24 protein-coding genes and 2 pseudogenes are annotated in these 24,805 nt (G+C 65.4%); 16 read left to right on the top strand and 10 right to left on the bottom strand.

Translation table 11 applies throughout. The annotated features are described in order from the left end of the window. Window positions 1-60: 60 nt before the first annotated feature. The 4 genes and pseudogenes from C3B61_RS13065 to C3B61_RS13050 form a co-directional block, all read right to left on the bottom strand. On the bottom strand, window positions 61-1,026 hold the full coding sequence (locus C3B61_RS13065; protein WP_103461085.1) for an N-acetylglucosamine kinase: 966 nt from the start codon (window positions 1,024-1,026) through the stop codon (window positions 61-63). 5 nt (window positions 1,027-1,031) lie between these two features. Beyond that, a complete protein-coding gene (locus C3B61_RS13060) occupies window positions 1,032-2,210 on the bottom strand; it encodes an SIS domain-containing protein (protein ID WP_165791168.1) in 1,179 nt (392 codons plus the stop codon). Next, window positions 2,203-3,538 (bottom strand): annotated as a pseudogene (locus C3B61_RS13055) (D-tagatose-bisphosphate aldolase, class II, non-catalytic subunit). Before C3B61_RS13055 ends, C3B61_RS13060 begins: the two are co-directional and overlap by 8 nt. Window positions 3,539-3,632: 94 nt before the next feature. Then, window positions 3,633-4,499: a class II fructose-bisphosphate aldolase gene (locus C3B61_RS13050; protein WP_103461084.1), complete on the bottom strand. Its 867-nt coding sequence runs from the start codon at window positions 4,497-4,499 to the stop codon at window positions 3,633-3,635. Window positions 4,500-4,747: 248 nt separating this feature from the next. On the opposite strand from C3B61_RS13050, the gene C3B61_RS13045 reads away from it, so the two are divergent. After that, window positions 4,748-5,536, top strand: coding sequence for a DeoR/GlpR family DNA-binding transcription regulator (locus tag C3B61_RS13045; protein ID WP_244285932.1), 789 nt, complete (start codon window positions 4,748-4,750; stop codon window positions 5,534-5,536). Window positions 5,537-5,632: 96 nt separating this feature from the next. On the opposite strand, the gene C3B61_RS13040 is transcribed toward C3B61_RS13045, so the two are convergent. After that, window positions 5,633-7,111: a CitMHS family transporter gene (locus C3B61_RS13040; protein ID WP_103461149.1), complete on the bottom strand. Its 1,479-nt coding sequence runs from the start codon at window positions 7,109-7,111 to the stop codon at window positions 5,633-5,635. 216 nt (window positions 7,112-7,327) lie between these two features. Here C3B61_RS13040 and C3B61_RS13035 point away from each other — a divergent pair, with 216 nt between their 5' ends. The 4 genes from C3B61_RS13035 to C3B61_RS13020 all read left to right on the top strand — a co-directional run bounded on the left by C3B61_RS13035 (window position 7,328) and on the right by C3B61_RS13020 (window position 11,142). After that, window positions 7,328-8,998, top strand: coding sequence for a sensor histidine kinase (locus C3B61_RS13035; protein ID WP_341866774.1), 1,671 nt, complete (start codon window positions 7,328-7,330; stop codon window positions 8,996-8,998). After that, window positions 8,998-9,654 carry a response regulator gene (locus tag C3B61_RS13030; protein WP_103461082.1) on the top strand — a complete coding sequence of 219 codons (657 nt, stop codon included), beginning with the start codon at window positions 8,998-9,000 and terminating at the stop codon, window positions 9,652-9,654. The genes C3B61_RS13035 and C3B61_RS13030 overlap by 1 nt, the downstream gene beginning before the upstream one ends. Window positions 9,655-9,793: 139 nt before the next feature. After that, the gene (locus tag C3B61_RS13025; RefSeq protein ID WP_103461081.1) at window positions 9,794-10,147 is read left to right on the top strand and encodes an ArsR/SmtB family transcription factor; all 354 of its coding nucleotides are present in this window, start codon (window positions 9,794-9,796) and stop codon (window positions 10,145-10,147) included. 14 nt (window positions 10,148-10,161) lie between these two features. After that, window positions 10,162-11,142, top strand: a complete 981-nt coding sequence (locus tag C3B61_RS13020) for an SRPBCC family protein (protein ID WP_103461080.1) — start codon at window positions 10,162-10,164, stop codon at window positions 11,140-11,142. 4 nt (window positions 11,143-11,146) lie between these two features. On the opposite strand, the gene C3B61_RS13015 is transcribed toward C3B61_RS13020, so the two are convergent. Both C3B61_RS13015 and C3B61_RS13010 read right to left on the bottom strand, forming a co-directional pair. Further along, complete coding sequence (locus C3B61_RS13015) at window positions 11,147-11,914, bottom strand: alpha/beta fold hydrolase (protein ID WP_103461079.1); 768 nt, start codon at window positions 11,912-11,914, stop codon at window positions 11,147-11,149. A 140-nt stretch (window positions 11,915-12,054) separates the two neighbouring features. Then, window positions 12,055-13,470: an MFS transporter gene (locus tag C3B61_RS13010; protein ID WP_103461078.1), complete on the bottom strand. Its 1,416-nt coding sequence runs from the start codon at window positions 13,468-13,470 to the stop codon at window positions 12,055-12,057. A 212-nt stretch (window positions 13,471-13,682) separates the two neighbouring features. On the opposite strand from C3B61_RS13010, the gene C3B61_RS13005 reads away from it, so the two are divergent. From C3B61_RS13005 to C3B61_RS12975, 7 genes are all read left to right on the top strand, one after another. Continuing rightward, a complete protein-coding gene (locus tag C3B61_RS13005; protein ID WP_103461077.1) occupies window positions 13,683-14,507 on the top strand; it encodes an MBL fold metallo-hydrolase in 825 nt (274 codons plus the stop codon). Between the two features lie 166 nt (window positions 14,508-14,673). Further along, window positions 14,674-14,844 (top strand): hypothetical protein, encoded by a 171-nt coding sequence (locus C3B61_RS20070; protein WP_244285931.1) that lies wholly within the window; start codon window positions 14,674-14,676, stop codon window positions 14,842-14,844. A gap of 159 nt (window positions 14,845-15,003) precedes the next feature. Then, window positions 15,004-15,696 (top strand): N-acetylmannosamine-6-phosphate 2-epimerase, encoded by a 693-nt coding sequence (locus C3B61_RS12995; protein WP_103461076.1) that lies wholly within the window; start codon window positions 15,004-15,006, stop codon window positions 15,694-15,696. A 68-nt stretch (window positions 15,697-15,764) separates the two neighbouring features. Continuing rightward, window positions 15,765-17,306: a PTS transporter subunit EIIC gene (locus C3B61_RS12990; protein ID WP_103461075.1), complete on the top strand. Its 1,542-nt coding sequence runs from the start codon at window positions 15,765-15,767 to the stop codon at window positions 17,304-17,306. Between the two features lie 12 nt (window positions 17,307-17,318). Continuing rightward, window positions 17,319-17,789 carry a PTS sugar transporter subunit IIA gene (locus tag C3B61_RS12985; protein WP_103461074.1) on the top strand — a complete coding sequence of 157 codons (471 nt, stop codon included), beginning with the start codon at window positions 17,319-17,321 and terminating at the stop codon, window positions 17,787-17,789. 10 nt (window positions 17,790-17,799) lie between these two features. After that, entirely contained in the window at window positions 17,800-18,708 is a 909-nt protein-coding gene (locus tag C3B61_RS12980; protein ID WP_103461073.1) for a PRD domain-containing protein, read from the top strand. 95 nt (window positions 18,709-18,803) lie between these two features. After that, entirely contained in the window at window positions 18,804-19,235 is a 432-nt protein-coding gene (locus tag C3B61_RS12975) for an SRPBCC family protein (RefSeq protein WP_103461072.1), read from the top strand. A 10-nt stretch (window positions 19,236-19,245) separates the two neighbouring features. Here the strand turns inward: C3B61_RS12975 and C3B61_RS12970 are convergent, their stop codons facing one another. After that, a complete protein-coding gene (locus C3B61_RS12970) occupies window positions 19,246-20,139 on the bottom strand; it encodes a DUF808 domain-containing protein (protein ID WP_088455829.1) in 894 nt (297 codons plus the stop codon). Window positions 20,140-20,253: 114 nt separating this feature from the next. Here C3B61_RS12970 and C3B61_RS12965 point away from each other — a divergent pair, with 114 nt between their 5' ends. Continuing rightward, complete coding sequence (locus tag C3B61_RS12965; protein ID WP_103461071.1) at window positions 20,254-20,607, top strand: VOC family protein; 354 nt, start codon at window positions 20,254-20,256, stop codon at window positions 20,605-20,607. Window position 20,608: 1 nt separating this feature from the next. On the opposite strand, the gene C3B61_RS12960 is transcribed toward C3B61_RS12965, so the two are convergent. Beyond that, the gene (locus C3B61_RS12960) at window positions 20,609-21,517 is read right to left on the bottom strand and encodes a methyltransferase family protein (RefSeq protein WP_103461070.1); all 909 of its coding nucleotides are present in this window, start codon (window positions 21,515-21,517) and stop codon (window positions 20,609-20,611) included. 49 nt (window positions 21,518-21,566) lie between these two features. Then, a complete protein-coding gene (locus C3B61_RS12955) occupies window positions 21,567-22,190 on the bottom strand; it encodes a LysE family transporter (protein ID WP_088455832.1) in 624 nt (207 codons plus the stop codon). Window positions 22,191-22,321: 131 nt separating this feature from the next. Between C3B61_RS12955 and C3B61_RS12950 the strand changes: the two genes are divergently transcribed. The 3 genes and pseudogenes from C3B61_RS12950 to C3B61_RS20065 form a co-directional block, all read left to right on the top strand. Further along, window positions 22,322-22,867, top strand: coding sequence for a PadR family transcriptional regulator (locus C3B61_RS12950; protein ID WP_088455833.1), 546 nt, complete (start codon window positions 22,322-22,324; stop codon window positions 22,865-22,867). A 27-nt stretch (window positions 22,868-22,894) separates the two neighbouring features. Then, window positions 22,895-24,577 carry an ABC1 kinase family protein gene (locus tag C3B61_RS12945; RefSeq protein ID WP_103461069.1) on the top strand — a complete coding sequence of 561 codons (1,683 nt, stop codon included), beginning with the start codon at window positions 22,895-22,897 and terminating at the stop codon, window positions 24,575-24,577. 49 nt (window positions 24,578-24,626) lie between these two features. Beyond that, a pseudogene (locus C3B61_RS20065) lies at window positions 24,627-24,731 on the top strand (VOC family protein); the annotation flags it as partial. Between the last annotated feature and the right edge of the window lie 74 nt (window positions 24,732-24,805).

Here is a 24,805-nt window from a genome sequence, read left to right as displayed (position 1 = left end):
TGATCTCCTCTTTGACATCTGATGTGGGCGGAACGGGTGGAGCGGTTGGAAAGGGTGTGCTTAGTTCGATCGAAGGTTGGCCAGTGCGGTGTCGGACAAGGGCGTACCGGCCTTCTTCGCGGCGTACAGTGCGGCTCCGATGGCCGGGCCGAACAGGGGAGTGCGCAATTCGTAGCTTGGGTGCAGAACGGTGAGGGCCTGTTCGAAGCCCTGTCGTACGGCGCTTGCGGTGAACATGCCGCCCGAATACGACACGGGGATGATTTCTTCAGCAGCGAATCCGAGTTCGGTGCGTGTTGTGTCGACGATCGTGGCCAGTTCTGTGCAGGCATCCGTGATGATCTGCACGGCAACGGGGTCGCCCAGACCGGCGGCTTCGACAACGGTCTTGGAGAGGTCCGCGATGGCTCCTCGCTGGCCTTTCCACCGGTTGACGACAACGTCGATCAGATCGAGATCGCCGGACACGTCGACCCGTTTCTTCACCACGTCGTACAGCGGCCCGCGAGGGAGTCGGCCGTCGCTCATACGGGAGTAGGCGTTGAGCCCGCGGATCGCGACCCAATAGGCAGAGCCTTCGTCGCCGAACAGTTCGCTCCAGCCTCCGACGCGGTGGCCCCGGCCGTCGCGTTCGCCATAGGTCATTGAACCGGTGCCGCTGATGACGTTGATGCCGTCGACGGCACCGAGAGAACCGGCCCAGCCGCACACCATGTCGTTGTCACAGGAGTAACGGCCGTGGCCGAGGATCTCGTGGGGTAGGGCATCCAAGCGCGCGATATCGGTGCTGACCTCCCCGTATCCCGGCAGGCCGAAAAAGGCGTAGTCGATGTCCGTCGTCTTAATGCCGGCCTGGGCGCTGATCGCGCCGATGCCGTCGGTGAGGACGCGGCCGACGAGGTCGATCCCGTCGCTGAAGTAATAACAGCTCGGCGACTGAGTCTCCGCGACGATCTGTCCGGAGCTGTTGAGGACGACGAAGGCGGTCTTGGACCCGCCCCCATCAACACCTAGGAAGAGCGACATGGCGGTCAGCTCTCTTTCGAGGCTGTGCTGGTCGAGGCCTGCAGCGGGTGGATGTGGACACCCTGGACGACTCGGTTGACGTCTCCGCGCGGGAAGGGGTTGTCGGGTGTAGCGCCCAGTTCGAGCGAGAAGGCGAGGCCGAGGAGTTGGGCGATGACAATGTAGCCCACGGCGAGGAAAGCGTCGTCGACGCCCGCTAAATCCCCGAGCAGCCAAGTGCGGCCACCGGCGGTGGGGAGCGGCTCCGAGGAGATGGTGATGACACGCTCGGGGCTCAGGGTGCTGCGCAGTTCGGCGACGATATCCCAGTCGTACTGACGGGTGTACGGGTCGGATGACACATAGACCAGGGCAAGCGTGCTGTCGTCCAGGACGGCCTTCGGGCCGTGCCGGAAGCCGAGGGCGGAGTCGTAGTAGGTGACGACTTGTCCTGCCGTCAACTCGAGCAGCTTGAGCGCTGATTCGCGGGCCAGACCGGTCAGCGGGCCGCTGCCGATGTACACGACACGTTCGAAGCCGGATGCCGCCAGGGCGGTGATCTCTTCCTGCCGGTGCTCGATGATGCGGGTTGCGGCGGCAGCGAGCGCGGCGACGGCGGAGTCATTTGAACCGCCCAGGATGAGAAGGCTTGTCAGCAGCATTGAGGTGAAACTCGAGGTCATCGCGAAGCCCTCGTCGTTCGAGCGTCGCGGCGTGAGCACGACCTTTGACTTAGCGCGTCCCTTGTGGTGGCTAGACAGGTCACCGGCTTCGTCGCAGGTGATGACGAGGTGACTCACATCCGTGAGGACTTGGTCGGCTAGGACCGTGGCCGCGCTGCTCTCGGGGCTGTTGCCCGAGCGAGCGAATGAGACGAGGAGGGTAGGAACGTCTTCGGCGAAACACTCCCTGGGATTGGAGACGATATCCGTCGTGGCGACCGCCTCAATTCGGCGGCTAAGCAGGCGGGCCAGGGCCGGGGCCGCGATGTCGCCGACGAAAGCGGATGATCCCGCGCCGGTCAGCACGATCCGTAGATCGGAGCGGCCGAGTAGCGGGGCCAGGAAGGCGTCAAGGTCTCCGCGCTGGGCGGTGACGTTCTCGGAGGCTTCGCGCCAGACATCCGGTTGCTGGGCGATCTCGCGGAATGTGGCCGACGACCCGGGAAGGCCCGTTCGGCCGATGGCGGTGGTGTGGTTAGACAAGGAGGGCTCCGTTGGATGTGGTGGATGTGGTGGTGGTGGTGTGTTCTCGGACCTCGGGGAAGCAGGCGTACGCGTACGGGCGCAGCGCGTCCCGGATCTTGTCGACGACGAGGGCGCGCGGTTCCGAGGCGAGGCTGCCCGCCCGGACCCGTGCGTACTGGTCCGGCAAAAACTGACTGATCAGCGGCAGCGGGATGTCCTGCTTCGACAGGTTTCGGTACAGAGCGTTCGTTGCCGCTTCGATCGACGCATCGGGCCAGTAGTAGCGCATCCTGTCGCTGTAGCTGAACCGGCGGGCGATTTGTTGGTCAGAGGCGGTTCCCTCGTAGTAACTCTGCCAATACTCCGGATGGGCGAGCATCTGGCGGTCGATGACGTCGATGAGGTTCGAGCGTTCGGTCGCCGGGAGGAGTTCGTCCTCGATCTTGGCGAGAGCGAAAAGTGCCTCGCGCATGGCGAAGGTCAGTCCAGGGCCGACCTTGAGAATTGCCCAGTGGTCTTCGACGAGCTCAGCGAGCCGGTCTTGGTCCTGGTAGTCGGTTGAGTGAGCTTCGAAGATCAGGCCGGGTTCGTCGTTCAACACGGTACGCAGTCGGGCGGTGCCGTCTCGACGGTAGTCGATGACCTGAAGGTGGTCGAACTCGACCGCCGGTTGCACAACGAGTGCGACGATGCGGGGCCAGATATCCGTCAGCCCCACTTCTGCGAACGCGGCGCGGTGCCGGTCAAGGGTCATTTTGGCCGCCTCCGGTGGGGTCGCAGTCAACTCGCCCAAGGTGTGCACCTCCGGGAACGGGAACTTCGGTGCCGATGACGTACAGCACATCGGTGGCGAGCCCGGCCCGCGCGATTGCGTCCTCGGCCACGCGGAGCAGCCGCGCCGTTCGGTCGGCGACGAGATCGTCGCCGAGGGGAACAGGGTCGCCGGCACAGGACATGCTGCAATCGAGATGGATCTTCGTGTAGCCGGCCTCGACGTATGTGGCGACCAACGTCTCGGCGTTGATCATGGCCTCCTCGGCGGACAGCTTTTGCCAACGGTTGGGGCCCAAGTGATCTCCACCGAGCACGACGCGGTCTCTGGCAAAGCCGGTCTCGTCGGCAATCGAGTAGACCAGTTCACGGAAGTCGGACGGGCGCATGCCGGTGTACCCGCCGAATTGGTCGACCTGGTTGGATGTCGCTTCGATGAGTACATAGGTGCCGTCGACGTCGGCCTGGCGGATTGCGGCTTCGAGAACAGTCGGGTGTGCGGAGCAAACCGAATAGATGCCGACTGGCTCACCGGCTTTGTGCCTCTGCACGGTGTTCCACAGGTGGTTTTGCATGGTGCTCCTTTGCATTCATCCGCCGGCGCCCGCTTAGTGGGTGTCGGTGGGCTGATTCGGTTGGCGTGTTGGTTGATAGATCGAGAGGTGGCGCTCAGCGGGCGGGGACGCATGCAGCGTCGACGAGCCTGCAGAGGTGGGTGACGGTGCGGGCCATCGAGTCAGATCCCTCGCGGATGTACATGCGTGGATCGGTGACCTCGAGGTTCTTGTCTAGAAAGCGCCGCACTTCGCGGGTGAAGGCGACGTTCAATGCCGTGCCCACATTGATCTTTCGTATCCCGGCGCCGATTGCGGCGACGAGAGTCTCATCTGCAACCCCTGAAGATCCGTGGAGGACAAGGGGCGCCGGCACGCTCAGGGCGAGAGCAGCTATGAGCGCCAGATCGATCCGTGCATCCTGCGAGGTCATCGCATGTGAGCTGCCCACAGCCACGGCAAGCCCGTCGACGCCGGTCTGTGCAACGAACTCGTGGGCCTCGGACGGGTTCGTGCGAACCAATGGCGAGTGAGCCCCGTCTTTTCCGCCGATTGCTCCGAGTTCAGCTTCGACCCAGAGGCCGCGAGTCTGGGCACGACAGGTCAGGTCGCGGGTCTGCTGCACATTCTGGCGGTAGGGGAGGTGGGCGGCATCGACCATGATCGAACTCACTCCAAGGTCGGCAGCCATGTCGATTGCGCGCTCGGTCAGAGCAAGGTCTTGGAAATGGTCGAGATGAATCGAAATGGGTACAGAGGCCTCGGCGGCGACCTTGGCGCAGGCCGCAATGATGGGGGAGAGCTTGCCGCCATGGAACCAGATCGCGTTCTCACTCACCTGCAGTATCGCGCTGCTCCCGGCGTGTTGGATGCCGGTAGCGATGGCCTCGGCATGCTCGAGCGTGATGACGTTGAAGGCGAGGACGGCGCGGTCACCGGCTACAGCATGGTCGACGAGATCGCGGGTCGTGGCGAGCGTCATGGAATCCTCCAGGCGTCACCGCGGAGCGGATCGGACTGTGTCGGGATGACACCCTCCGTGCTCGTTGACTTCACCGTTGTCATGACTCATAGTGCGCTTTGTTGCGCGAATCGCGCAGTTTTTGCTCAAAATACTGCTAAAGTGAACATAAAGACTGCGCATATTGACGCGAATCGAAGGCGGCCATGTCTCAACACAGCTCATACCAGTCCGTTCCCCGGGCCGTCTCCAGCAAACGTTCCGAACGCATGCGGGTTGTGCTGTCGCTTCTGCACGAGCAGAAAGACATGACGCTTGCGGGCCTCGTCGCGGAGGTGGGAACATCCGCTGCAACACTGCGCCGTGATCTCGCCGAATTAGATGAGCAAGGGTTGTTGGTGCGCACCCATGGTGGAGCTCGGGCGCTGGACGCTCGCAATGAAATCCCGGTCAGGCTTCGAAACAATCAGTACCGGGAGGCCAAGCAGCTCATTGCCCGTCGGGCTGTCGAGATGATTCCGACCGGGCCGCATGCTCTCGCTCTTAGTGGTGGAACAACGACTGCAGAGGTCGCTCGCGCGCTGCGGAACCGCACCGAGCTGACGATTGTGACCAATTCGCTCACCATCGCCATGGAGTGCGCCGCGCGCCCCCGTCTCAAGGTGATCATCACGGGCGGGGTCGTTCGGCAGAGTTCATTTGAGGCGGTGGGCTCTCTCTCGGAATACACCTTCAATGCCATTAATGTCGCGACCGCTGTACTCGGTACCGACGGCATCAGTGCGGCCGGCGGGGTAACGACACACGACGAGACCGAAGCGCGAACAAACCACGCAATGGTGGCCAAGGCTCAACGCGTGATAGTTGTTGCCGACGGTTCCAAGGTGGGGGTGGTGACCTTCGCGAAGATGGCCGATCTCAGCGAGATCAACGATCTTGTCACTGACACAAGTGCCGACCCTGAAGCCCTTGCCCTGATCGCCGCGACCGGAATCGCAGTACACGTCGTCGATCTCGCATTGGCCGAGGCGCGGCGCGACGGCCAGTCCGCCGAGTAGCACTGGGGCTTGCACCTCGCCCGCCAGCGCCGCGTACCTGTTCGGCTCCAACGCGATGGACCTGTCGCGACGCCCGCCCGCCGCAGGGAGGGGCCCCTAGCCGAACGGAACTGCGCCGACGAGCACGCCGACGAGCAGCATCACCAGCGACACCACGCACGCTCGCCAGAGCACCTTCTTGTGGTGGTCGCCGAGGTTGACGTTGGCGAGCGAGACGAGCAGCAGGATGGCCGGCACCAGCGGGCTCTGCAGGTGAACAGGCTGACCGATGATCGAGGCGCGGGCCATCTCCACGGGGTCGATGCCGTAGGTCGCCGCGCTCTCGGCGAGCACGGGGAGGATGCCGAAGTAGAACGCGTCATTGGACATGAAGAAGGTCATCGGAATGGAGAGCACTCCGGTGATGACCGCCAAGTACTCACCCATCGAGGCCGGCACGACCTGCACGACCCAGTCGGCCATGGCCGTCACCATTCCGGTGCCGTTCAGCACACCGACCAGGACGCCGGCGGCGAGCACCATCGAGACGACGCCGACGATGCTGGGGGCGTGCGCGACGATCTCGTCGGCCTGGCTGCGGAGCTTGGGAAAGTTGATCATCAGGGCCACGCCGGTGCCGACCATGAAGATGTAGGCCAGCGGCATGACATCGAGCACGAGCAGCACCATGACGGCGACGGTCAACGCGAAGTTCACCCAGATCAGCTTGGGCCGCAGCGTCGAGCGGTCCGCGCTCAGCATGGTGTCAGCCATCGCCGTGTCGCGCTCGTCCTCCATCGTCAGCTGCTTGGCCAGGGTCGCCCGGCCGGCCGGCATCCGCTGGCCCGGTCGCACCGTCAGGATGCCCGTGGTATCGAGTGTTGCGGCCGCTCCGGGCCGCACGTCTGTGCCGCGCACGAAGCGGTTGCCGCCGAAGAGACCGCGCAAAAAGGTCGGTGACGCCGTCGGTGCGGCATCCACCTGCGCTGCGGGGGAGTACTCGAGCGAGCCGATGCGCTTGCGCTCGGCTAGCCCCAGGAACCAGGCGAACGCCAGCGCGATGATGAGCCCCGTCGCGAGGGAGGGCAGCATCGGCACGAAGATGTCGGTCGGTGACACGCCGAGAGCCGACGCGGCCCGCACGGTGGGGCCACCCCACGGCACGATGTTTAGAGTGCCGTTCATCAGGCCGGCAACACAGGTGAGCACGACCGGGCTCATGCCCATCCGCAGGTAGATCGGCAGCATCGCCGAGGTGGTGATGATGAAGGTCGTCGAACCGTCGCCGTCGAGCGACACTGCGCCGGCCAGGATCGCCGTGCCCAGAACGACCTTGGCCGGGTCATTGCCGAGGAAGCGGGTGATGAACCGAATGAGGGGATCGAACAGCCCGACATCGATCATGATGCCGAAGAACATGATCGCGAACATGAGCAGCGCCGCCGTCGGAGCGAGATCCCCGATCGACTCGATGATCATGTCGCCGAGACCCAGACCGGCGCCGGCAAAGAGACCGAAAATCGTGGGGACGAGAATGAGGGCGACCATCGGCGTGAGCCGCCTGGTCATGATGAGCACCATGAAGGTGAGGATCATGGTGAATCCGAGGATGACGAGCACATCGACTCCTTTGTCTGAATTGTGCGGCCGAGTCGGGCGAATCCCACTCGGCGGTCATTGCCGAAGCGTATGACGATGAGTGTGAAGCTTAGGTAGGCCACCGGCGCCACGCGCCGTAAGTCGCTTTGCTGCACGTATTGCGCATATCGTTAGTTCTGCGCATTGTGCTCGATGCGCCGCAAGGAGGCGAAGGTGCGGTTCTCGACGCAGATGCTGCTGTGGCAGCTCGCCTGCGTGACCGTCATCGTCGCGATCTGCACCGGTGTCTTCGTCTCCATCGGCGTGCAACAGCTCCGGGCCGAGGCCGAGACCTCCGCGCTGTCGATCGCACGCACGGTCGCCGCCGACTCCGATGTGCGCGCCGATGTCGCCCGCGCGTCTGCCGACACCGGAACGCCGACGAACGCGAGCCTCCGCGGCGGACCGCTCTCCGTTCTGGCGGCAGCGGCGGAGGCCAATACCGGCGCGCTGTTCATCGTGATCACCGATGATCACGGAATCCGACTCGCACACCCCGATCCGCAGCTGCTCGGAGCGGAGGTCAGCACAAGCTTCGCCGAAGCTCTGGCCGGACGCGAGACGGTGTCCTGGGAAGCCGGCACCCTCGGCGAGTCCGCTCGCGCCAAAGTGCCGGTTCGCGACCCCGACACCGATGAACCGACCGGTGAGGTGAGCGTCGGGTTCGCCCCGAGCAGTGTCTTCAAAGAGCTTCCCCTCCTGCTTGGGGGCGTCGCGCTGGCCGCCGTCGTTGCCCTGGCACTGGGCGCTGTTGTGTCGTTCGTCCTCCGCCGCCGCCTCGAGCACCTCACCCTCGGCCTTCAGCCCGAAGAGATGTCCGCGCTGGTCCAGAACCAGGCTGCGGTGCTCGACGGCGTCGGGGACGGGGTGCTCGCGTGGGGCCCGGACGACGTCGTGACCGTCGCCAACACAACGGCCGCGCGATTGCTGGGCATCCCCGACCTGGTCGGACGCCGCATCCACGACCTCGCCCTGCCCGGGCCGGTAATCGCTGCCCTGGCCGGGGAGCGGAGGCTGTCGGCGACGGGTGGACGGGGACCGGATGCGGCCGAACCGGTCGTGCTCGCCGACCATGTGGTCTACATCGACACGCACCCGGTGTCGCACGCGAATCGGGACCTGGGCCTGATCGCGGTGATCCGCGACCGGACCGACGTCGTGACCCTCACGGATCGCCTCGAAACCGTGGCGTCGATGACGGATGCTCTTCGGGTGCAGCGCCACGAGTTCGCGAACCGGCTGCACGTGACGGCCGGTCTGATGGATGCGGGCCGCGTGCCCGACGCACGGGACTACCTCGACGACGTGTTGGAGGCGTCCCGCACCGCCGGCGGTCCGTCCACCGGTGAGCACCTGACCGAGCCCTTCCTGGTGTCGCTTCTGGAAGCGAAGGCCGCGCAAGCCGGTGAACGGGGCGTGCACCTGACCGTGGGGGCGGACTCGCTGGTGCGGGGAGTCGTCTCTCTGCCCGAGGATGTGGCCACCGTGCTCGCCAACCTCGTGGACAATGCGGTGAGCGCGGCTGTGTACGGTCAGCAGCCGCGCTGGGTAGACGTGGAGTTGCTCGACGACGCCGACACTCTCGTCATGACGGTGTCCGATTCCGGGCAGGGGGTGGCGAACGGGGCTCGCGTGTTCAGCGACGTTCCGCGAACCGACCTCGACCCGGACGCGGTGCATGGGCGGGGCATCGGTCTGCCGTTGGTCCGCGACATTGCCGCGCGTCTCGGCGGAGAGGTATGGCTTGCCGACGCCGGCGGTCGCGACGGAAGCGGTGCCGTGTTCTGCGCCCGACTGCCCGGGGTCATGCGGGCACCGACCCGCCCCCGACAAGGAGAAGACTGATGCCCGATACGATTCACGTGCTCGTCGTCGACGACGACTTCCATGTCGGTGGCCTTCATCGCGACATCGTCGCGGCGCGTCCCGGCTATGCCGCTCTTGAACCAGTGCGGGGAGTGCGCGCCGCTCGCGCGGCGATGCGCGATTTTCGGCCCGACCTCGTCCTCTGCGACGTTTACCTCCCCGACGGCGACGGCATCGCCTTCGTCGCCGAGATCGACGTCGACGCGGTCATGATCAGTGCGGCGTCCGATGGCGCCACCGTCCGCCGTGCGTTCCGTGCGGGGGCGTTGGACTACCTCATCAAACCGTTCGAGCCCGCCAGGCTGAACGAGCGGCTGGATGCCTATCGCCGGTTTCGCAACCTGGTGGCAGAAGACCGCCAACTTGACCAGGACGCCATCGAACGGGCTCAGCGGGTGCTGCATGGCCGGGACGGGGGAGTGGCCTCCACCTCGCGTTCCACCACCGAGAAGCTGATTATTGAAATGCTCCAGGACGGCGAATCGTCCTCCAGCGTGATCGCGGGTCGCGCCGGTCTGTCTCGCGCCACGGCGCAGAGGCATCTCGCGGCCCTGGCAACCCGCGGTGAAGTCGAAGTGACCCTCCGCTACGGGTCGACGGGTCGCCCCGAGCACCAATACAGCGTCCGACGCTGACCGCAGCGTTCTCAGGTCCGGTAGGAAATCCTCGCACAGGTCGTGGACCTTGCGGCCGAAATCGCAGCGGACCGTCCGATCCGGCTCAGCAGGCCCGAGTGGTTGCGGGATCCGTTTTCGGCGCATATCATACAATCAAATGGTTGTATTAGAGTATTCCGATCAGGACGTAAACCGCCTGTTCCGCGCCCTCGCGGACGCGACGCGGCGGGATATCGTGCGGCGCACGCTGGTTGCCGATGTCTCTGTATCGCAGTTGGCGGATTCCTACGAAATGTCGTTCGCGGCAGTTCAGAAGCACGTTGCAGTGTTGGAGGAGGCCAGGCTCGTGACCAAAGAACCACATGGTCGTGAGCGGATGGTGCGGGGAAACCCCGACCGCATCCGCGAGGCGCAGCGCCTGCTCGACCGCTTCGAAGACCTCTGGCGGTCGCGCATCGACCGCCTCGACATCCTGCTCGCTGAAGACGACCCGGCTCCACCCGACACCTAACCGAAGGGAACATCATGCCCGTCACCACTGTCGAGAAAGACCTCGACCAGCTCACCATCACAATCGTCGCCGACTTCACGGCCCCACTCCGCCGGCTCTGGGATGCCTACACCGACCCGCGCCAGATCGAGCGGTTCTGGGGTCCACCGACCTATCCGGCCACGTTCCTCCGGCACGACGCCGTGGCCGGCGGACGCAGCGTCTATGCCATGACCGGGCCAGAAGGCGACGTGCACTACGGCTGCTGGGAGTGGACCTCGGCCGACGCTCCGCACACGTTCGAGGTGCTCGACAGGTTCTCGGATGCGGCAGGAGTGCCGAACCCCGACCTCCCGACCACCCGGATGGACTTCGCGTTCGAGGAGACCAGCAGCGGCAGCCGCCTAACGACGACGTCGCGCTTCGACTCGCTCGAGCAGATGCAGCAGCTCATCGAAATGGGCATGCTCGAGGGCACCCGCGAGGCCATGGCCCAGATCGACCAGGTGCTGGCCGACCTGGCATCCTTCGCCGCCGAGCGCGGGGCGCAGGCGCAGATACTCAGCGACACCCAGGTGCGGGTGGCTCGGGTCATCCGCGGCACCGTCGACCAGGTGTGGCGGGCCCACAACGATGCCGCCCTCATGCAGCAATGGCTGCTCGGTCCGGACGGTTGGTCGATGCCCGTGTGCGAGATCGCGACCACCGTCGGCGACAGCTACCGCTACGAGTGGCAGCGGGATGGTGGCGACGAGCGATTCGGCTTCACCGGCGAGCTGCTCGAGTCGGAGGCGCCGCACCGCGCGGTCACGACCGAAGCGATGATCGGGATGGACTTCCCGGCAACGCTCAACGAGCTGACCCTCACGGAAGTGGAGGGCGGAACTCTGCTCGCACTCGTCATCACCTACGCCAACGCTGAGCAGCGTGACGCGGTTCTGGCGACCGGCATGACCGACGGCATGGAGACCAGCTACCGGCGCCTCGAGGGGATGTTGCAGCCGACGCTGGCCTAGCCGGCTAGCGTGCCCGGCCGGCTTCGACTCCGGCCGGGGCGACGCTGTTTTCCACCGCCGCGTGGATCGCGGCGAGAGTGGCCTCGGGATGCGAAACCATCGAGACGTGGGAGGCGTCGACCTCGGTGATCGTCGAGTTGGCACGCTCCGCCATCCGGCGTTGCGTGGCGATCGGAATCACCCTGTCGTCGGTGCCCAGGACCGCCCAGCTGGGGATCGTCTTCCACGCCGCAGGTCCCGACGGGGTCACGTTCGCGACGAACGAGGCCGGCCGTTGGGTGGCCACAATCGTCCACCGATCTGCTTCGGGCAGGTCTTGAGCAAAGGCGTTGTGCACGGTTTCGGGCTTGAGAAACGCCTCGGCGGCGCCTTCAGGGGCACCCGGATAGCCCGCGACATCGAACACCGTCGTCGGGTCGGCGACCGCCAGCGCGGAGCCCGAGCCTTCGAGGATTTGGACAACGGTCTCACCCTCGTCCGGAATGAAGGCGTCGACGAAGACGAGCGCCCGCACGTCGCCGCCCTGGGCGGCGGCGTTGGTGATCACCGCGCCGCCGTACGAGTGCCCGACGAGCACCACCGGCCCGCTGGTGCGCTGGGCGAGGAAGGACGCGATGTATGCCGCATCCGATGTCAGTCCCCGCAGCTCATTGGGCGGGGCCAGCACCGTGAACCCCTCGGCTTGAAGGGGTGCGCTCACGGCATTCCAGCTGGACGCATCCGCCCAGGCACCGTGAACAAGGACAATGGTCGGCTTGCTGCTTTCTGGCATTTGACTTCCAATCCGTAACGTCGCGAAAGCGACTTCATCTGTTTGGGGTCACGTCTTGTGCTGCGCCAGACGCTGGACGCCACGATAGCCGGGGGCAGCGGATTCCGGCTAGGTGCCCCCGACTCGGGACTTGGTGTGGATCAGTGCCGCAGCTGCGCCTCCGCCGTCGGATCCTGAGCGCCCTCGGCCGATACCGACTCGGACTGGTCGAGGTACTGCGCCGAAATGCGGCGGTACGACCTCGTGAAGAACGCCCCGATGGCCGCGAGCACCATCACGATCCCAGCGATGAGGAATACCAGCGCGATACCCCGGGCCTGGCCGTCGCCCAGCAGCGCACCGAAGCTGGAGCGCCCGGCATCCGAGTTCATGAACGGGATGATGATGAACTCGGCGATCGGCGCGATGAGGAATGCGGTGATCGGGGCCGACGCCGACTCGAACGCCGTAGCGAACCCGAACACCCGCCCCTGCACGTGGAACGGCACCACCTTCTGGATGACCGTCTGCTCGGACGCCTCGACGGCGGGGATGAGCGTCATGTAGAGCCAGATGCCCGCGGCGTACAGCCACCACCAGTCGCGGATCGTGAACAGCGCCCCGAGCACGCCCATGAGGATCACGATCAGCAGCATCGTGCGGACCGGGTTACGCCCGAGCCCGAACTTCGCGATCAGCAGCCCACCGATGATGAACCCGGTCGACGAGACGCCGAGCACGATTCCCCACACCTCGACGGGGAAGAGCTCGAGTCCGTATGGGTCCATGAGCGCCATGTAGACGCCGCCGATGAAGTTGTTGAACGTCGAGAAGATGATGAGCGCGAAGAGTCCCGTCGCCGCCCGCACCGCCGTGATGCTGCCGCGTAGGTCGATCAGCGGACGCCGCTCGCCATCCTGCTTCGGTTGGTCTTCCGGGATGCGGAGGAACAGCAGGTGCAGGAGGGCCGCCGCCGACAGAATGATCGCGATGAGGAGCGTCCAGCCCATGCCCAACAACCCGATCGCGAGCCCGCTGAAGACGCTGGTGACCATGAAGGCGAGCCCCTGCACCGTGCCCACCATCCCGTTCGCGTTCGCGTGCCGCTCGGTCGGGATCAGCAGCGTGACGACCGTCGACAGTGCGATGTTTCGCATGTTCTCGATGACCGCACCGAAGAGGATGATTCCGCTGAACAGCCAGAACATCGGCCCGTTGATGTCGAGCAGCGTGGACTCCGGGAACACGAGATACAGCCCGCCGCCGATGCCGAACGCAATGAGGGTGACCAGGCCCGCGAACACCATCACCAGGTGCTTGCGATGCCGGTCCACGATCGTGCCGAACGCCATGGAGAACACGGCGACGAGCAGCATGTACGCTCCGCCGATGATTCCGGTGGCGAGCACCGACCGTGTCTCCAGATAGACCCAGAAGGTGAGGGCGAACCAGAGGAAACTCGTCGTGACGTTCGCGACCGCCGTGTTCACCAGCACCTGCGCGAACGTGCGCGCGCCACCCGGTGGTGGTTCGGTGTGAGCCTGGGATGCGGTTGGTGCGTCGTCCGTGCTGCCCATGCGATCGTCCTCCCCGGTGCGCTCAGAGTCGCGTCGCGAGTTCGAACGGCCGCCGCTCGAATCGACAGTCTCAGCCGAATAGAGACTGTTGAACCCCATTGTAGGGAGGCCCCGTGGACATGTCACGGCTCACCCGCTTCGCCCGTGGTGCTCCACTTCCGCCAGTAGTACCGTTTCGACAATTGATCGCAAACTCAAGCGGAAGGACTCCCATGCTGACGGAGGTCGCGGAGGGTGTGCTGGTTCACGTGAGCGAGTTCATCCAGAGCAATTCCGTTGTTGTGCACGGCCGGGCCGGCGTTTTGCTCATCGACCCCGGCATCACGGCGAACGAAATGACAGACCTTGCGAACGACCTTCGCGCGTTGGGTCAGCCCGTGGTGGCCGGCTTCTCGACGCATCCGGATTGGGACCACGTGCTCTGGCACCCGAGCTTCGGTGTGGTGCCCCGGTATGGCACAGCCCGCTGCGCGGCCGCCATCCGGGGTGTGCTGTCGAACGCGGATTGGAAGGACCAGATCGCCGAGGGGCTGCCGCCGGAGTACGCCGACGAGATCCCGATGGATCTACTCGGCTTCATCACCGGTCTGCCCGCCCAAGCCGCGCAGATTCCCTGGGACGGCCCCCGAATTCGCATCATCGAGCATCAGGCGCATGCGTCGGGCCATGCGGCGCTCGTGATCGAGGAGCGCGGTGTTCTTATTGCCGGCGACATGCTCTCGGACATCCTGATGCCGTTCCTCGACCTGCAGGCCACGAATCCGATCGAAGACTACCTCGCAGCGCTGCGGCTGTTCGAGGGGGTGGCGGACGACATGGCTGTCGTCATCCCCGGTCACGGCTCGATCGGCGGGGCTGTTCAGCTTCGAACGCGCATCACCCAGGATCGCGCGTACGTGCAGGCCTTGCGTGACGGCGGTGTTCCCGACGACCCGCGGGTCGGTCCGGCGGCCCCGTTGGAGTGGTTGCCCGACGTGCACAACTGGCAACTCCAGCAGCTCGCCCAGCACCGAGCGCACGACGGCACACCCGGCTAGAAAGCCGCCGACACCTCGCCGGCCACGAAGTCGTGGTGATGCGGTGCGCCATCGGGCTACAGTCTCGCCATGCGAAAGCTCGTAGTCCAGCAGTGGGGGACTGTCGACAATCTCGCCGCGGAGGAAGAAGGTGGGCTCAGCTTCGTGTCGGGGGAGTCTGCGGTTCATGCACTCCCTGCTGGTGGCCGGTGTCGTCGATGAAGTGCAGATGCGGGTGTGCCCGGCGTCACGTAGCAAGGAAACGCGCATCTTCGAGGATCAGCGCGAGCTGAAGCTGGTCGAGGCGGCGTCGTTCGAGAACGGCGTGGTCCTTTTGCGCTACGAGATCGCAAACTGATGGGGAATTCTCGACGAACCGGCGAAAAACATGTACGTTATACGAGCGCGATCATTTCGCCAGAGTCATCGGGATTGTAACTTACGGCAAAACCTGAGACGAAAGTTATGCACTGCTCTGTGCATGACTATCCCGTCTTTCAGTGACCGAGGTACGTCCATGACCAGCCCCCTTCTTCTGAACCGCCTGCGTGGCGGTCTTATCGTGTCCTGCCAGGCGCTGCCGGGCGAGCCGCTGTTCGTCGCCGATGGCGGCGTGATGCCGCTTCTGGCCACAGCGGCTGCCCAAGCAGGTGCGGTGGCGATTCGCAGCAACTCCACCCGCGATGTCCGTGAGATCAAGGCCGCCGTCGAGCTTCCGGTGATCGGGCTCATCAAGAAGCAGTACCCGCCGTTCGAGCCATACATCACCGCGACGATGGCCGAGGTGGATGCCCTCGTCGGTGCGGGCGCGGACATCGTGGCTGTGGATCTCACCGACCGTGAGCGCGTCGACGGCCTGAGCCCCGCCGCCTTCGTCGAGCAGATCCGGGCCGCACACGCGGGACTGGCCCTGATGGCGGACATCGCCACCCTCGCTGAGGGCCTGGCCGCGGCTGAGGCCGGGGTCGACTTCGTCGGCACCACCCTCAGCGGCTACACGCCGCAATCCCTGGCGGCACCGGCGCCGAACTTCGGCCTGGTCGAACAGCTGGTCGCCCAGACCGCGGTGCCGATCATCGCCGAGGGCCGGATCCGTACCCCGGAGCAGGCACGCCAGATGATCGACCTCGGCGCCTTCTGCGTCGTGGTCGGCGGTGCGATCACCAGGCCCCTGGAAATCGCCACCGAGTTCGTCGACGCCCTCGCCTAACAACTTCTCCGTCACCCCCTTCCTTCCTGCGCGCCTCTGTTGCCGCGCCTGAAATGAGAGCAGTCATCATGTTCAAGCAGTTCCAGAAGATCGGCAAAGCGTTCATGCTGCCGATCGCGATCCTTCCAGCCGCCGGGCTCCTGCTCGGCATTGGTGGCGCGCTGTCCAATCCCAACACTGTCCAGGCCTTCCCGGCGTTGGACAACACGATTCTGCAGGGAATCTTCGGCGTCATGTCCGCCGCCGGATCGACTATCTTCACCAACCTGGCCCTGCTGCTGTCGATCGGTCTCTGCATCGGCCTGGCGAAGCGGGACAAGGGCACCGCTGCCCTGGCCGGAATAGTCGGCTACCTGGTCATGACGGCCACCATCACCGCGATGCTGGACATCTTCAAGCCCGACGCCGAACCCGTCGACACCGGCGTCGTCGGCGCACTGGTCATCGGCGCCACGGCCGTGTTCTTGCACAACCGCTACCGCAACATCGAACTGCCGGCGGTTCTCGGCTTCTTCGGCGGATCCCGTTTTGTACCGATCGTGACGGCCTTCGCCGCGATCTTCGTGGGTATCTTCTTCTTCCTCACCTGGCCGCCCATCCAGCAGGGCATGCTCTCCGCCGGCACCTGGATGGCCGGCCTCGGGCCGGTGGGGACGTTCTTCTACGGGTTCGGGATGCGCCTGAGCGGCGCCGTCGGCCTGCACCACATGATCTACCCGCTGTTCTGGTACACCCCGCTGGGCGGAACCGAGCTGGTCAACGGAACAATGGTCGAGGGCGCCCAGAAGATCTTCTTCGCACAACTGGCCGACCCCAACCACGTCGGTCTGTACACCGAAGGCACCCGCTACTTCTCCGGCCGCTTCGCCACCATGATGTTCGGCCTTCCCGCCGCCTGCCTCGCCATGTGGCACTGCATCCCCAAGGGCCGCCGCGCCAAGTACACGGGCCTGTTCCTCTCCGTTGCGCTGACCTCGTTCATCACGGGTATCACCGAACCGATCGAGTTCATGTTCCTGTTCGTCGCACCCCTGCTGTACGTGTTCCACGCCTTCCTTGACGGTGTCTCGTTCTTCCTCGCCGACATTCTGGACATCCGTCTCGGCAACACCTTCTCCGGAGGCGCGATCGACTTCACGCTCTTCGGCATCCTGCAAGGCAATGATCAGACCAACTGGCTGCTCGTGCTACCGATCGGCGCGGTCTGGTTCGCCCTGTACTACTTCTCCTTCCGCTTCGCGATCAAGCGGTTCAAGATCGGCACTCCCGGTCACCTCGAAGACACCATCGGCGTGGCCGAGCCCGAAACCCAGGACGAATCCGCCCTCGTGCCGGTCACGGTCGGCGGACGCGGCGAAAGCACGATTGAGAAAGAAGCCGCACAGATCCTGCAAGCCCTCGGTGGAGCGACCAACCTCGAAGAGGTGGACGCCTGCATCACCCGGTTGCGCGTCTCGGTGAAGGACCCCAGCAAAGTCGACAAGCCCGCCCTGCGGAAGCTGGGAGCCACGGACGTGTTCGAAGTCCGGGGCGGCGTTCAGGCGGTCTACGGCGGCAAAGCCATTTTGTACAAGAGCGCAATTAATGAGAGCCTCGGCCTCGACGACTAAAGGAACACGCACATGCTCAACCCATTCAAGAAAAAGAGCGAGTCCGTCTACAGCCCCGTGTCGGGGCGCATCGTCTCACTCGACGAGGTTCCGGACCCCGTCTTCGCACAGCGCTCGGTCGGCGACGGATTTGCCGTCATGCCAACGAGCGGATTCTTCCGCAGCCCGGTGGACGGCGAACTGGTCCTGGTCGCAAAAACGCTGCACGCGTTCGCCGTCCGCACCCACGACGGGGCGGAGATCCTGGTCCACATCGGCATCGACACCGTGACCCTCAAGGGCAAGGGATTCACCGGTCACCGGCAGGCCGGCGAGACGGTCTCCCGCGGTGACGTCATCATCAGTTGCGACTTGCTCGACATCAAGACCAAGGTGCCATCCATGGTCACCCCCGTCCTGCTGACCAATGGAGCCAAATTCTCCATGAGTGCGCCGGATCTGCAGGCCAACGGCGCATCCGTGATCACGGTCCGTCAGAAATAAGGCGCTGTCCATGGCGGTAACCGTAGGGAGCGGACACTCCGAGGAGTCCGACCTGATCTCCTCGAAGCAGGCCAGCATCAAACGCGTCTACAACAACAACGTGGTGCTCGCCATCGAAGCAGACAGCACCGAGGTGGTGTTGCTGGGTAAAGGAATCGGTTTCCAACGCCGCCCGGGAGAAACCGTTGATATCACCTTGGCCGATCAACGCTTCGTGGCTGAGGGGCTCTACCGGGCCCCTCAGCTGGCGGGACTGCTGAGCGATGCACCCTCCGACCACATCGCCTTGGCCCAAACGATCACCGAGTTGGGCCATGCGGCGTTGGGCCTGGAGCCGCGACAGTCGCTGATGATCCCGGTACTCGACCACCTCACCTTCGCGGTGCACCGGGCGCGAGAAGGCACCCTCATCGACTTCCCGCTGCGGTGGGAGGTGGCCCAGCTCTATCCCGCCGAAGCAGCCTTGGGGCGGCAGGTTCTGATCCTGGTGAACGAACGGCTCGGGGTGCGGCTGCAGGATGACGAATGGGTCGCGTTCGCACTGCACTTCGTCAACCAGCAGTGGACGAAGGGTGACTTCTCGAAGACCGTCGCCATGACCGAGACCATCAGCCGGGTCTTCCTGCGCCTGGCGCAGCGCTGGGGCCGACCTATTGATGAGAACGCGAGCAGTGCCACGCGTTTCGTGACGCATCTTCGCTATGTGTTCGCCCGGGCCGCCAGCGACAAACAACTGAAGACATCCCGCCTGGACGTGCTCAGTGCGGTGCAGCAGGCCTATCCCGAAGCCGCCGAGGCCGCCGTGGATATCGCCGAGCTGATCGGCACGGCGATCAACCGGGTCATCACCACCGACGAAATCTCCTATCTCGCCCTGCACACCACGCGGCTCTACGCCGAATTAGACGAATCACACTGACCGCGGCCGGCACGGGTCCTGCCCGTACACGTCAGCCCTCGTGACCTGGCGGCCATCCGTCCAGCTCACTACGATCGACCCGACGGAGGAGAAAAATGGCCGGATTCAAGATGAGCGAATGGATTTCTCGGCCCCCGCGCGACGTCTTCGACTTTGTTACCGCACCGGAGAACGCGCCCAAGGTCGTTCACTCGGTGACGAGCATGGTCAAGCTCACCGACGGGCCCATCCGCGTCGGGACGCTCCTGCGTGAGACCCGCGTGATGAGGGGCAAGGACGAACAGGCCGACCTCGAGGTCGTGGCCTATGAACCGAGTCAGGCCTACGCCGTGAAGAACCTGACCGAGGGAATCGAAACCGTGTATCGGTATGCGTTCCACCCCGAAGCGGCGGGCACACGCGTGGAGCTGGTCTGTGATCTCACGGCTAGCAGAGCGAAGAGGCTAATGCTCCCACTGGTCGCTGCCGTGTTGAAGAAGGAAGACGGCGACCACCTGCAGCGGCTGAAGGCAGCGCTGGAGACCTGAACGGATCGCCTCAGTGCGCGGCGCTCTCCGGCTGGTTTCGCTTGAGCAGGCGCGACACGCCGAGAACGATTCCGACAACGATCATGCCCAGAATGACCCCGAACACGGCCGACATCGCCGTGTCGGTGACCCAGACGATGACGGGTCCAGCGGCTTCGACAGCGTGCGTCACGGCGTGCAGCACGTCGTAGGGGCCGTGCCAGAAGGTTTCGGCCAGGTTGGTGATCACCAGGTGACCACCCACCCACAGCATGGCGACGGTTCCGATAATGCTGATCACCTTGAACACGGCGGGCATCGCTGCCACGATGCGGGCGCCGGTGCGGCGCACCTGGCGTGCGGAGTTCTTCATCATGGACAGCCCGATGTCGTCGATCTTCACCAACAGTGCGACAGCACCGTAGACGAGCAGCGTCATGCCAAGGCCGATGACCACCAGAGCGCCTAGCGTCATCCAGATGCCGAAGTCGGGGTCGAGACTGGCCAGGGCGATGAGCATGATCTCGGTGCTGAGGATGAGGTCGGTACGGATGGCGCCGAAGACCAGCTTCTTCTCGTCCCGCGATTCGGTCTCGGCGACGGCGTGATGCACGCCGAACCACTCGGTGACCTTCTCCGCACCCTCGAAGCACAGGTAGGTGCCGCCGAGGATCAACAGGAACGGCAACACCCAGGGCGCGAATGCGGAGAGCAGAAGCGCGAGGGGGATGATGATGACGAACTTGTTGAACAGGCTGCCCAGGGCGATCCGCCAGACAACGTGCAGCTCGCGCGCCGGCGTCAGCCCTTGAACGTACTGCGGGGTGACGGCCGCGTCGTCGATGACGACGCCGGCGGTCTTAGCGCTCGCCTTGAGGGCGGCGGTAAGAATGTCATCGACTACGGCGAGCAAGCCGACCGACATCTGGTTCTCCTTGGATCGGGGTGTCGTCCTGGTGCAGGGCGACGGCAATGGAGTCCACATTACTGCGCAGCGGGGCGCTGGTGGGTCGAGTAGTCGCCCGGGTACTCTGTGGGCATGTCATTGATGTGGGAAGAAGTCGTCATCGACAGCCGCGACCCGAAGGCGCTCGGGCTGTGGTGGCGAGACGCCTTGGGCTGGGTTGTGGTGGGCGAGAACGACGATGAGTTGGAGATCGCACCCGCGGAGGGAGCCCATCCGACGCTGCTGTTCGCCGCCGTTCCCGAAGAGAAGAGCGTGAAGAACCGCCTGCACCTGGACTTTGTGCCCGACCACCAGACCACCGAGGTCGAGCGGCTGATCGCGCTGGGTGCGAGCCGTACTGACGTCGGCCAGGATGGTGCTTCCTGGGTAGTCCTCGCCGACCCCGAGGGTAACGAATTCTGCGTACTCGCCGCCCGCCCTTCCTAACTCACGGGCGGGACGGCGACACCGGCGCTCCGGGAAGCCAGCACCGCACCGCATCACGATACCGGCGGAATTCGGCGCCGAAGCGCTGTTCGAGGTCGGCCTCTTCGTGCGGCCTGATGGCGTAGTTCCAGAGCAGCGAGCCGGCGACCGCATAGACAAGGACCAGCCACGACGAGAGGATGAGGCCGACCGCAACACCCTGCACGATGCCGGAGACCGCCATCGGGTTGCGCACCCAGCGGTACGGTCCGGCGATGACCAGGCTGTTCGGCATCGCCGAGGGCAACGGTGTGCCGTCTCCCAGCGTCGACATCACGATGGCCGACCAGATGCCCAGAGCACTAGCGGCCATCAACACGGCTACGCCGAGGGGAACGGTGAACGCCGGGAACTGCAGGGCGATTGCCCAGCGGCGCTCGAGGACCGCGGCGATGAGCGGGATCACCACGAGGAACAGGCCCCAGAAGACCGCTATCTGCGAGAAGGTCGAGACCACGTGGGACGCCGCGGCAGAGCGCGCGGCGGCGGGCCGGAAGGCGAACGGGCCCCGAATCATCCACTCGGTGGGGATGCGCCCGAGCGCCACGAGGCACAGCGCGAACGCGGACCCGGCGGTGGCCGCCGCCATGATGACCACGCCCCAGCCGGCTTCGGTGGTGACCGTGGCATACCCCGCCAGCGTGATGGCGACGATGCCGGTCCACGCAGTGCTCACCACTGCGGCGCCCCGCACGCCCAGCGCCGCCAGCGCCGAGGCTCCGACGAAGAGGGGGATGTCGACGGCGGCGACAAGGATCGGGTTGAGGCCGCCGAGGGTCACGTCGCGCACCGGGGGAGACGCGAACACGGCGAACCACCACGCGGCACCGGCAATCGCCTGCACGGCGAAATATGTTCGACCCCATCGCATGTGCTCACCCTAACGGCGGGCCGGCATCAACCGCCGACGGCCCGAGACCTCAGTGGATGACCGCGAGCAGCACGCCGACGGCCACGAAGAGCACGCCGAAGACCCGGTTCACCACCAGCTGACCCCGAGCGTCGCGGGTGAATCGCTGGAATGAGCGTGCCGCAACGGCGAAGAAGAACCACATCACCAGAATGTCGATCACAACGACGGTGGCGGCCACGATCAGGTACTGGGCCGGCAACGGCCGGTCGACCCGGATGAACTGGGGCAGGAACGCCAAGAAGAACACGATCGCCTTGGGGTTGAGCATGTTCACCCACAGCCCGCGTCGGAACATCGACGAACGCGGCTCATCGCTCAAAGCTCTGGTCTGTTCGGAATCGAGCTCCGGCTTCGCCAGAAACTGCCGGACGCCCAGGTAAACCAGGTAGGCGGCACCGGCGTAACGAATGACGTTGAACGCGAGCGGCGAACTGGCCACGAGCAGACCCACACCGAGTGCCACGATCACGATGTGGATGAGCAACGCGGCTTGCTGGCCGAGGATGCCCCAGATCGAACGGCGAAAGCCCGCATTCAGGGCGTTGCTCATGGTGTTGATGGCCCCCGCGCCAGGCGTGAAGCTGATCAAGGCGCCCGCGCCGACAAGGGCCACCCACAGGGAGAACTGCATCCGACCATCCTAGATTCTGCGCTTATGCGAGAGTTCGCTGAGAGTCGAGTCTGACTCCCTCCGATCCCTATCGGTTGCCCGCGCCTGACTATATCGTTGAGTATCGTTAGCGATTCACTGAGGAGGTCATCATGGGCAATTCATTCCCCACTGGCGGGTTCGGCGGCGGCAATCCCGTCGACGGCATGTGGCAAGCGATGGAGCAGCTGCGCTCCAAATTCGAGAAGCGCGCGGGCACCCGCATGGGCCGCGGTGACGTGCGTGCTGCGGTTCTCGCTCTGCTCGTCGAACAGCCGATGCACGGCTACCAGATCATCCACGAAATCGAGGAACGCAGCGGCGGCTCCTGGAAGCCCAGCGCCGGTTCGGTGTACCCGACGCTGCAGCTGTTGGCCGACGAGGGGCTCATCAGCGCCGAGGAGTCGAACGGTCGCAAGACCTACTCGCTCACCGACGCGGGCCGCGCCGAGGCCACCACCTCTGCCGGCCAGGCGCCGTGGGCGCCGGAGACCGAGGCGGAGGACGCCAAGTTCACCGCTCTGCCCAAGGCCGGATTCGAGCTCGCGCAGGCCGCCGCCCAGGTCGGTCGCACCGGCACCCCGGAGCAGATCCAGCAGGCTGTTGCGGCCATCGACGAGGCACGTCGCCGGATTTACTCAATCCTCGCCCAGGACTAGCGGGTGACGCCGGGTCGCCGGGTCCGAATGCGCGTGAACCCCGGCGCGGGGGACACCCGTGCGCGGTACCGCCGCATCCTTCGATTCGCCGGCTGGAACCTCGCCGTCACGTGGTTCTACGAGCTGCTGCTGCCGCGCATCGGGCTCGCGCGGGTCGCCGAGCGCACCCGCGCCAAGCGGATGCGCCGCTTCGCGCAACGCTTCCACGTGCTCGCCGTGGACCTGGGCGGGCTGATGATCAAGGTCGGCCAGTTCCTGTCGTCCCGGCTGGACGTGTTGCCGCCCGAGATCACGACCGAACTCGAGGGACTGCAGGACGAGGTGCCGCCGGTTGCCTTCCCGGCGATCCGGGCGCTCGCCGAGGCTGAGCTGGGCATGCCGTTGGAACGGGCGTTCGCGTGGGTCGACGAGACGCCGGTGGCGGCAGCATCCCTCGGTCAGGCTCATCCTGCGCGGCTCGCCCCGCTCGATGCCGCCGACACCGGCCTGCACGGTGTGGTGATCAAGGTTCAACGGCCCGGCATCGACGCCATCGTCGACGTCGACCTGGCGGCGTTACGCAGGGTGAGCGGCTGGCTCAGCCACGTGCGCCTCGTCTCCGACCGGGTGGATGCGCCGGCGCTGATCGAGGAATTCGCGCTGACCTGCCTCGAGGAGATCGACTACCTGCACGAGGCCACCAGCGCCGTGCGGTTCGCGGAGGACTTCGCCGACGACGAGCGGGTGAGCGTGCCCGAGATCGTCTGGGAGCGCACCACCCGACGCGTGCTCACTCTCGAAGACGTGACGGCGATCAAGATCACCGACACGGATGCGCTGGACGCTGCGGGCATCGACCCGGCGCAGGTGGCTCCGGTCTTCGCCGCCGTGATGTTCGACCAGCTGTTCACCAACGGGTTCTTCCACGCCGACCCGCACCCGGGCAACATCTTCGTCACCCCGATGCCGGACGATCCGAGCGGCCGCGGCTGGAGACTGACGTTCATCGACTTCGGCATGATGGGTGAGGTCCCCACGAGCACCCGCCGCGGACTGCGGAAGATGCTCATCGCGGCCGCCTCGCGGGACGGCACGGGCCTCGTGGAAGCGGCGCGCGATGTGGGCGTGCTGCTTCCCTCCTCCGACACGACCGAGCTGGAGCGGGCGATGACCCAGCTCTTCGCCCGCTTCGGCGGCATGGGCTTCGCCGAGCTGCGGGAGGTGGACCCGCGGGAGTTCCGCGACTTCGCCGTGCAGTTCGGCGATGTGGTGCGGTCGTTGCCGTTCCAGCTGCCGGAGAACTTCCTGCTCATCATCCGGGCGATGTCGCTCACCTCCGGGGTCTGCAGTTCGCTGGATCCCGCGTTCAACCTCTGGGACTCCATCGAGCCGTATGCGTCGCAACTGTTGCGCGACGAGCGCGGCAACGTGGCCCAGGACCTCGGCAAGCAGGCGCTGGAGAACGCCGGCATCGCCTGGGGACTGCCGAAGCGGTTGGACGCGATCGTCACCCGCCTCGGGGACGGCACTGTGGCGGTGACGAGCCCGGGCCTCGAGCGGCGGGTCGCGCGGCTGGAGCGCACCGCGGGTCGAGTGGTGTCGGCGGTGCTGTTCGGTGCCCTGCTCATCGCCGGCGCGGTGCTCCGCGGTGACGATGCGGTTCTCGGCGCAGTCCTGATGATCGGGTCGGTCATTCCGCTGCTGCACGCCCTGTTCGCGGGGCGTAGATAGGATCTGCGCAAGTCGGCGCCGCTGCTCTATCTGAGTTTCCCCGGTACTCGGCGGCAGAATCGGTGATCTCCTCGCCCCGAAGCCGTGGGGCGCGTCCGACGGTCAGGTCGTCGACCGTCACGGACCGCACTGGCTGATCGGGTACGAACCCTGAACCCGACCCCAGCGGCTCAGCTGTGGTGGTAGCTTCCAGGTAACGGCAGGTGCCACGCGTGCAGAGCGGCTGCA

Source organism: Cryobacterium zongtaii, assembly GCF_002909375.1.
GTDB classification, from domain to species: domain Bacteria; phylum Actinomycetota; class Actinomycetes; order Actinomycetales; family Microbacteriaceae; genus Cryobacterium; species Cryobacterium zongtaii.
Note: the sequence above shows the minus strand (reverse complement) of the source record. Positions and strands in the feature narration are given on the sequence as shown.

Coding starts and splice junctions, on each gene's coding strand:
- C3B61_RS13065 (WP_103461085.1), bottom strand. CDS start 1,026: ATGTCGCTCTTCCTAGGTGTTGATGGGGGCGGGTCCAAGACCGCCTTC.
- C3B61_RS13050 (WP_103461084.1), bottom strand. CDS start 4,499: ATGACGCTCGCCACGACCCGCGATCTCGTCGACCATGCTGTAGCCGGT.
- C3B61_RS13045 (WP_244285932.1), top strand. CDS start 4,748: ATGCGGGTTGTGCTGTCGCTTCTGCACGAGCAGAAAGACATGACGCTT.
- C3B61_RS13040 (WP_103461149.1), bottom strand. CDS start 7,111: ATGATCCTCACCTTCATGGTGCTCATCATGACCAGGCGGCTCACGCCG.
- C3B61_RS13030 (WP_103461082.1), top strand. CDS start 8,998: ATGCCCGATACGATTCACGTGCTCGTCGTCGACGACGACTTCCATGTC.
- C3B61_RS13025 (WP_103461081.1), top strand. CDS start 9,794: ATGGTTGTATTAGAGTATTCCGATCAGGACGTAAACCGCCTGTTCCGC.
- C3B61_RS13020 (WP_103461080.1), top strand. CDS start 10,162: ATGCCCGTCACCACTGTCGAGAAAGACCTCGACCAGCTCACCATCACA.
- C3B61_RS13015 (WP_103461079.1), bottom strand. CDS start 11,914: ATGCCAGAAAGCAGCAAGCCGACCATTGTCCTTGTTCACGGTGCCTGG.
- C3B61_RS13010 (WP_103461078.1), bottom strand. CDS start 13,470: ATGGGCAGCACGGACGACGCACCAACCGCATCCCAGGCTCACACCGAA.
- C3B61_RS13005 (WP_103461077.1), top strand. CDS start 13,683: ATGCTGACGGAGGTCGCGGAGGGTGTGCTGGTTCACGTGAGCGAGTTC.
- C3B61_RS20070 (WP_244285931.1), top strand. CDS start 14,674: ATGCACTCCCTGCTGGTGGCCGGTGTCGTCGATGAAGTGCAGATGCGG.
- C3B61_RS12995 (WP_103461076.1), top strand. CDS start 15,004: ATGACCAGCCCCCTTCTTCTGAACCGCCTGCGTGGCGGTCTTATCGTG.
- C3B61_RS12990 (WP_103461075.1), top strand. CDS start 15,765: ATGTTCAAGCAGTTCCAGAAGATCGGCAAAGCGTTCATGCTGCCGATC.
- C3B61_RS12985 (WP_103461074.1), top strand. CDS start 17,319: ATGCTCAACCCATTCAAGAAAAAGAGCGAGTCCGTCTACAGCCCCGTG.
- C3B61_RS12980 (WP_103461073.1), top strand. CDS start 17,800: ATGGCGGTAACCGTAGGGAGCGGACACTCCGAGGAGTCCGACCTGATC.
- C3B61_RS12975 (WP_103461072.1), top strand. CDS start 18,804: ATGGCCGGATTCAAGATGAGCGAATGGATTTCTCGGCCCCCGCGCGAC.
- C3B61_RS12970 (WP_088455829.1), bottom strand. CDS start 20,139: ATGTCGGTCGGCTTGCTCGCCGTAGTCGATGACATTCTTACCGCCGCC.
- C3B61_RS12965 (WP_103461071.1), top strand. CDS start 20,254: ATGTCATTGATGTGGGAAGAAGTCGTCATCGACAGCCGCGACCCGAAG.
- C3B61_RS12960 (WP_103461070.1), bottom strand. CDS start 21,517: ATGCGATGGGGTCGAACATATTTCGCCGTGCAGGCGATTGCCGGTGCC.
- C3B61_RS12955 (WP_088455832.1), bottom strand. CDS start 22,190: ATGCAGTTCTCCCTGTGGGTGGCCCTTGTCGGCGCGGGCGCCTTGATC.
- C3B61_RS12950 (WP_088455833.1), top strand. CDS start 22,322: ATGGGCAATTCATTCCCCACTGGCGGGTTCGGCGGCGGCAATCCCGTC.
- C3B61_RS12945 (WP_103461069.1), top strand. CDS start 22,895: ATGCGCGTGAACCCCGGCGCGGGGGACACCCGTGCGCGGTACCGCCGC.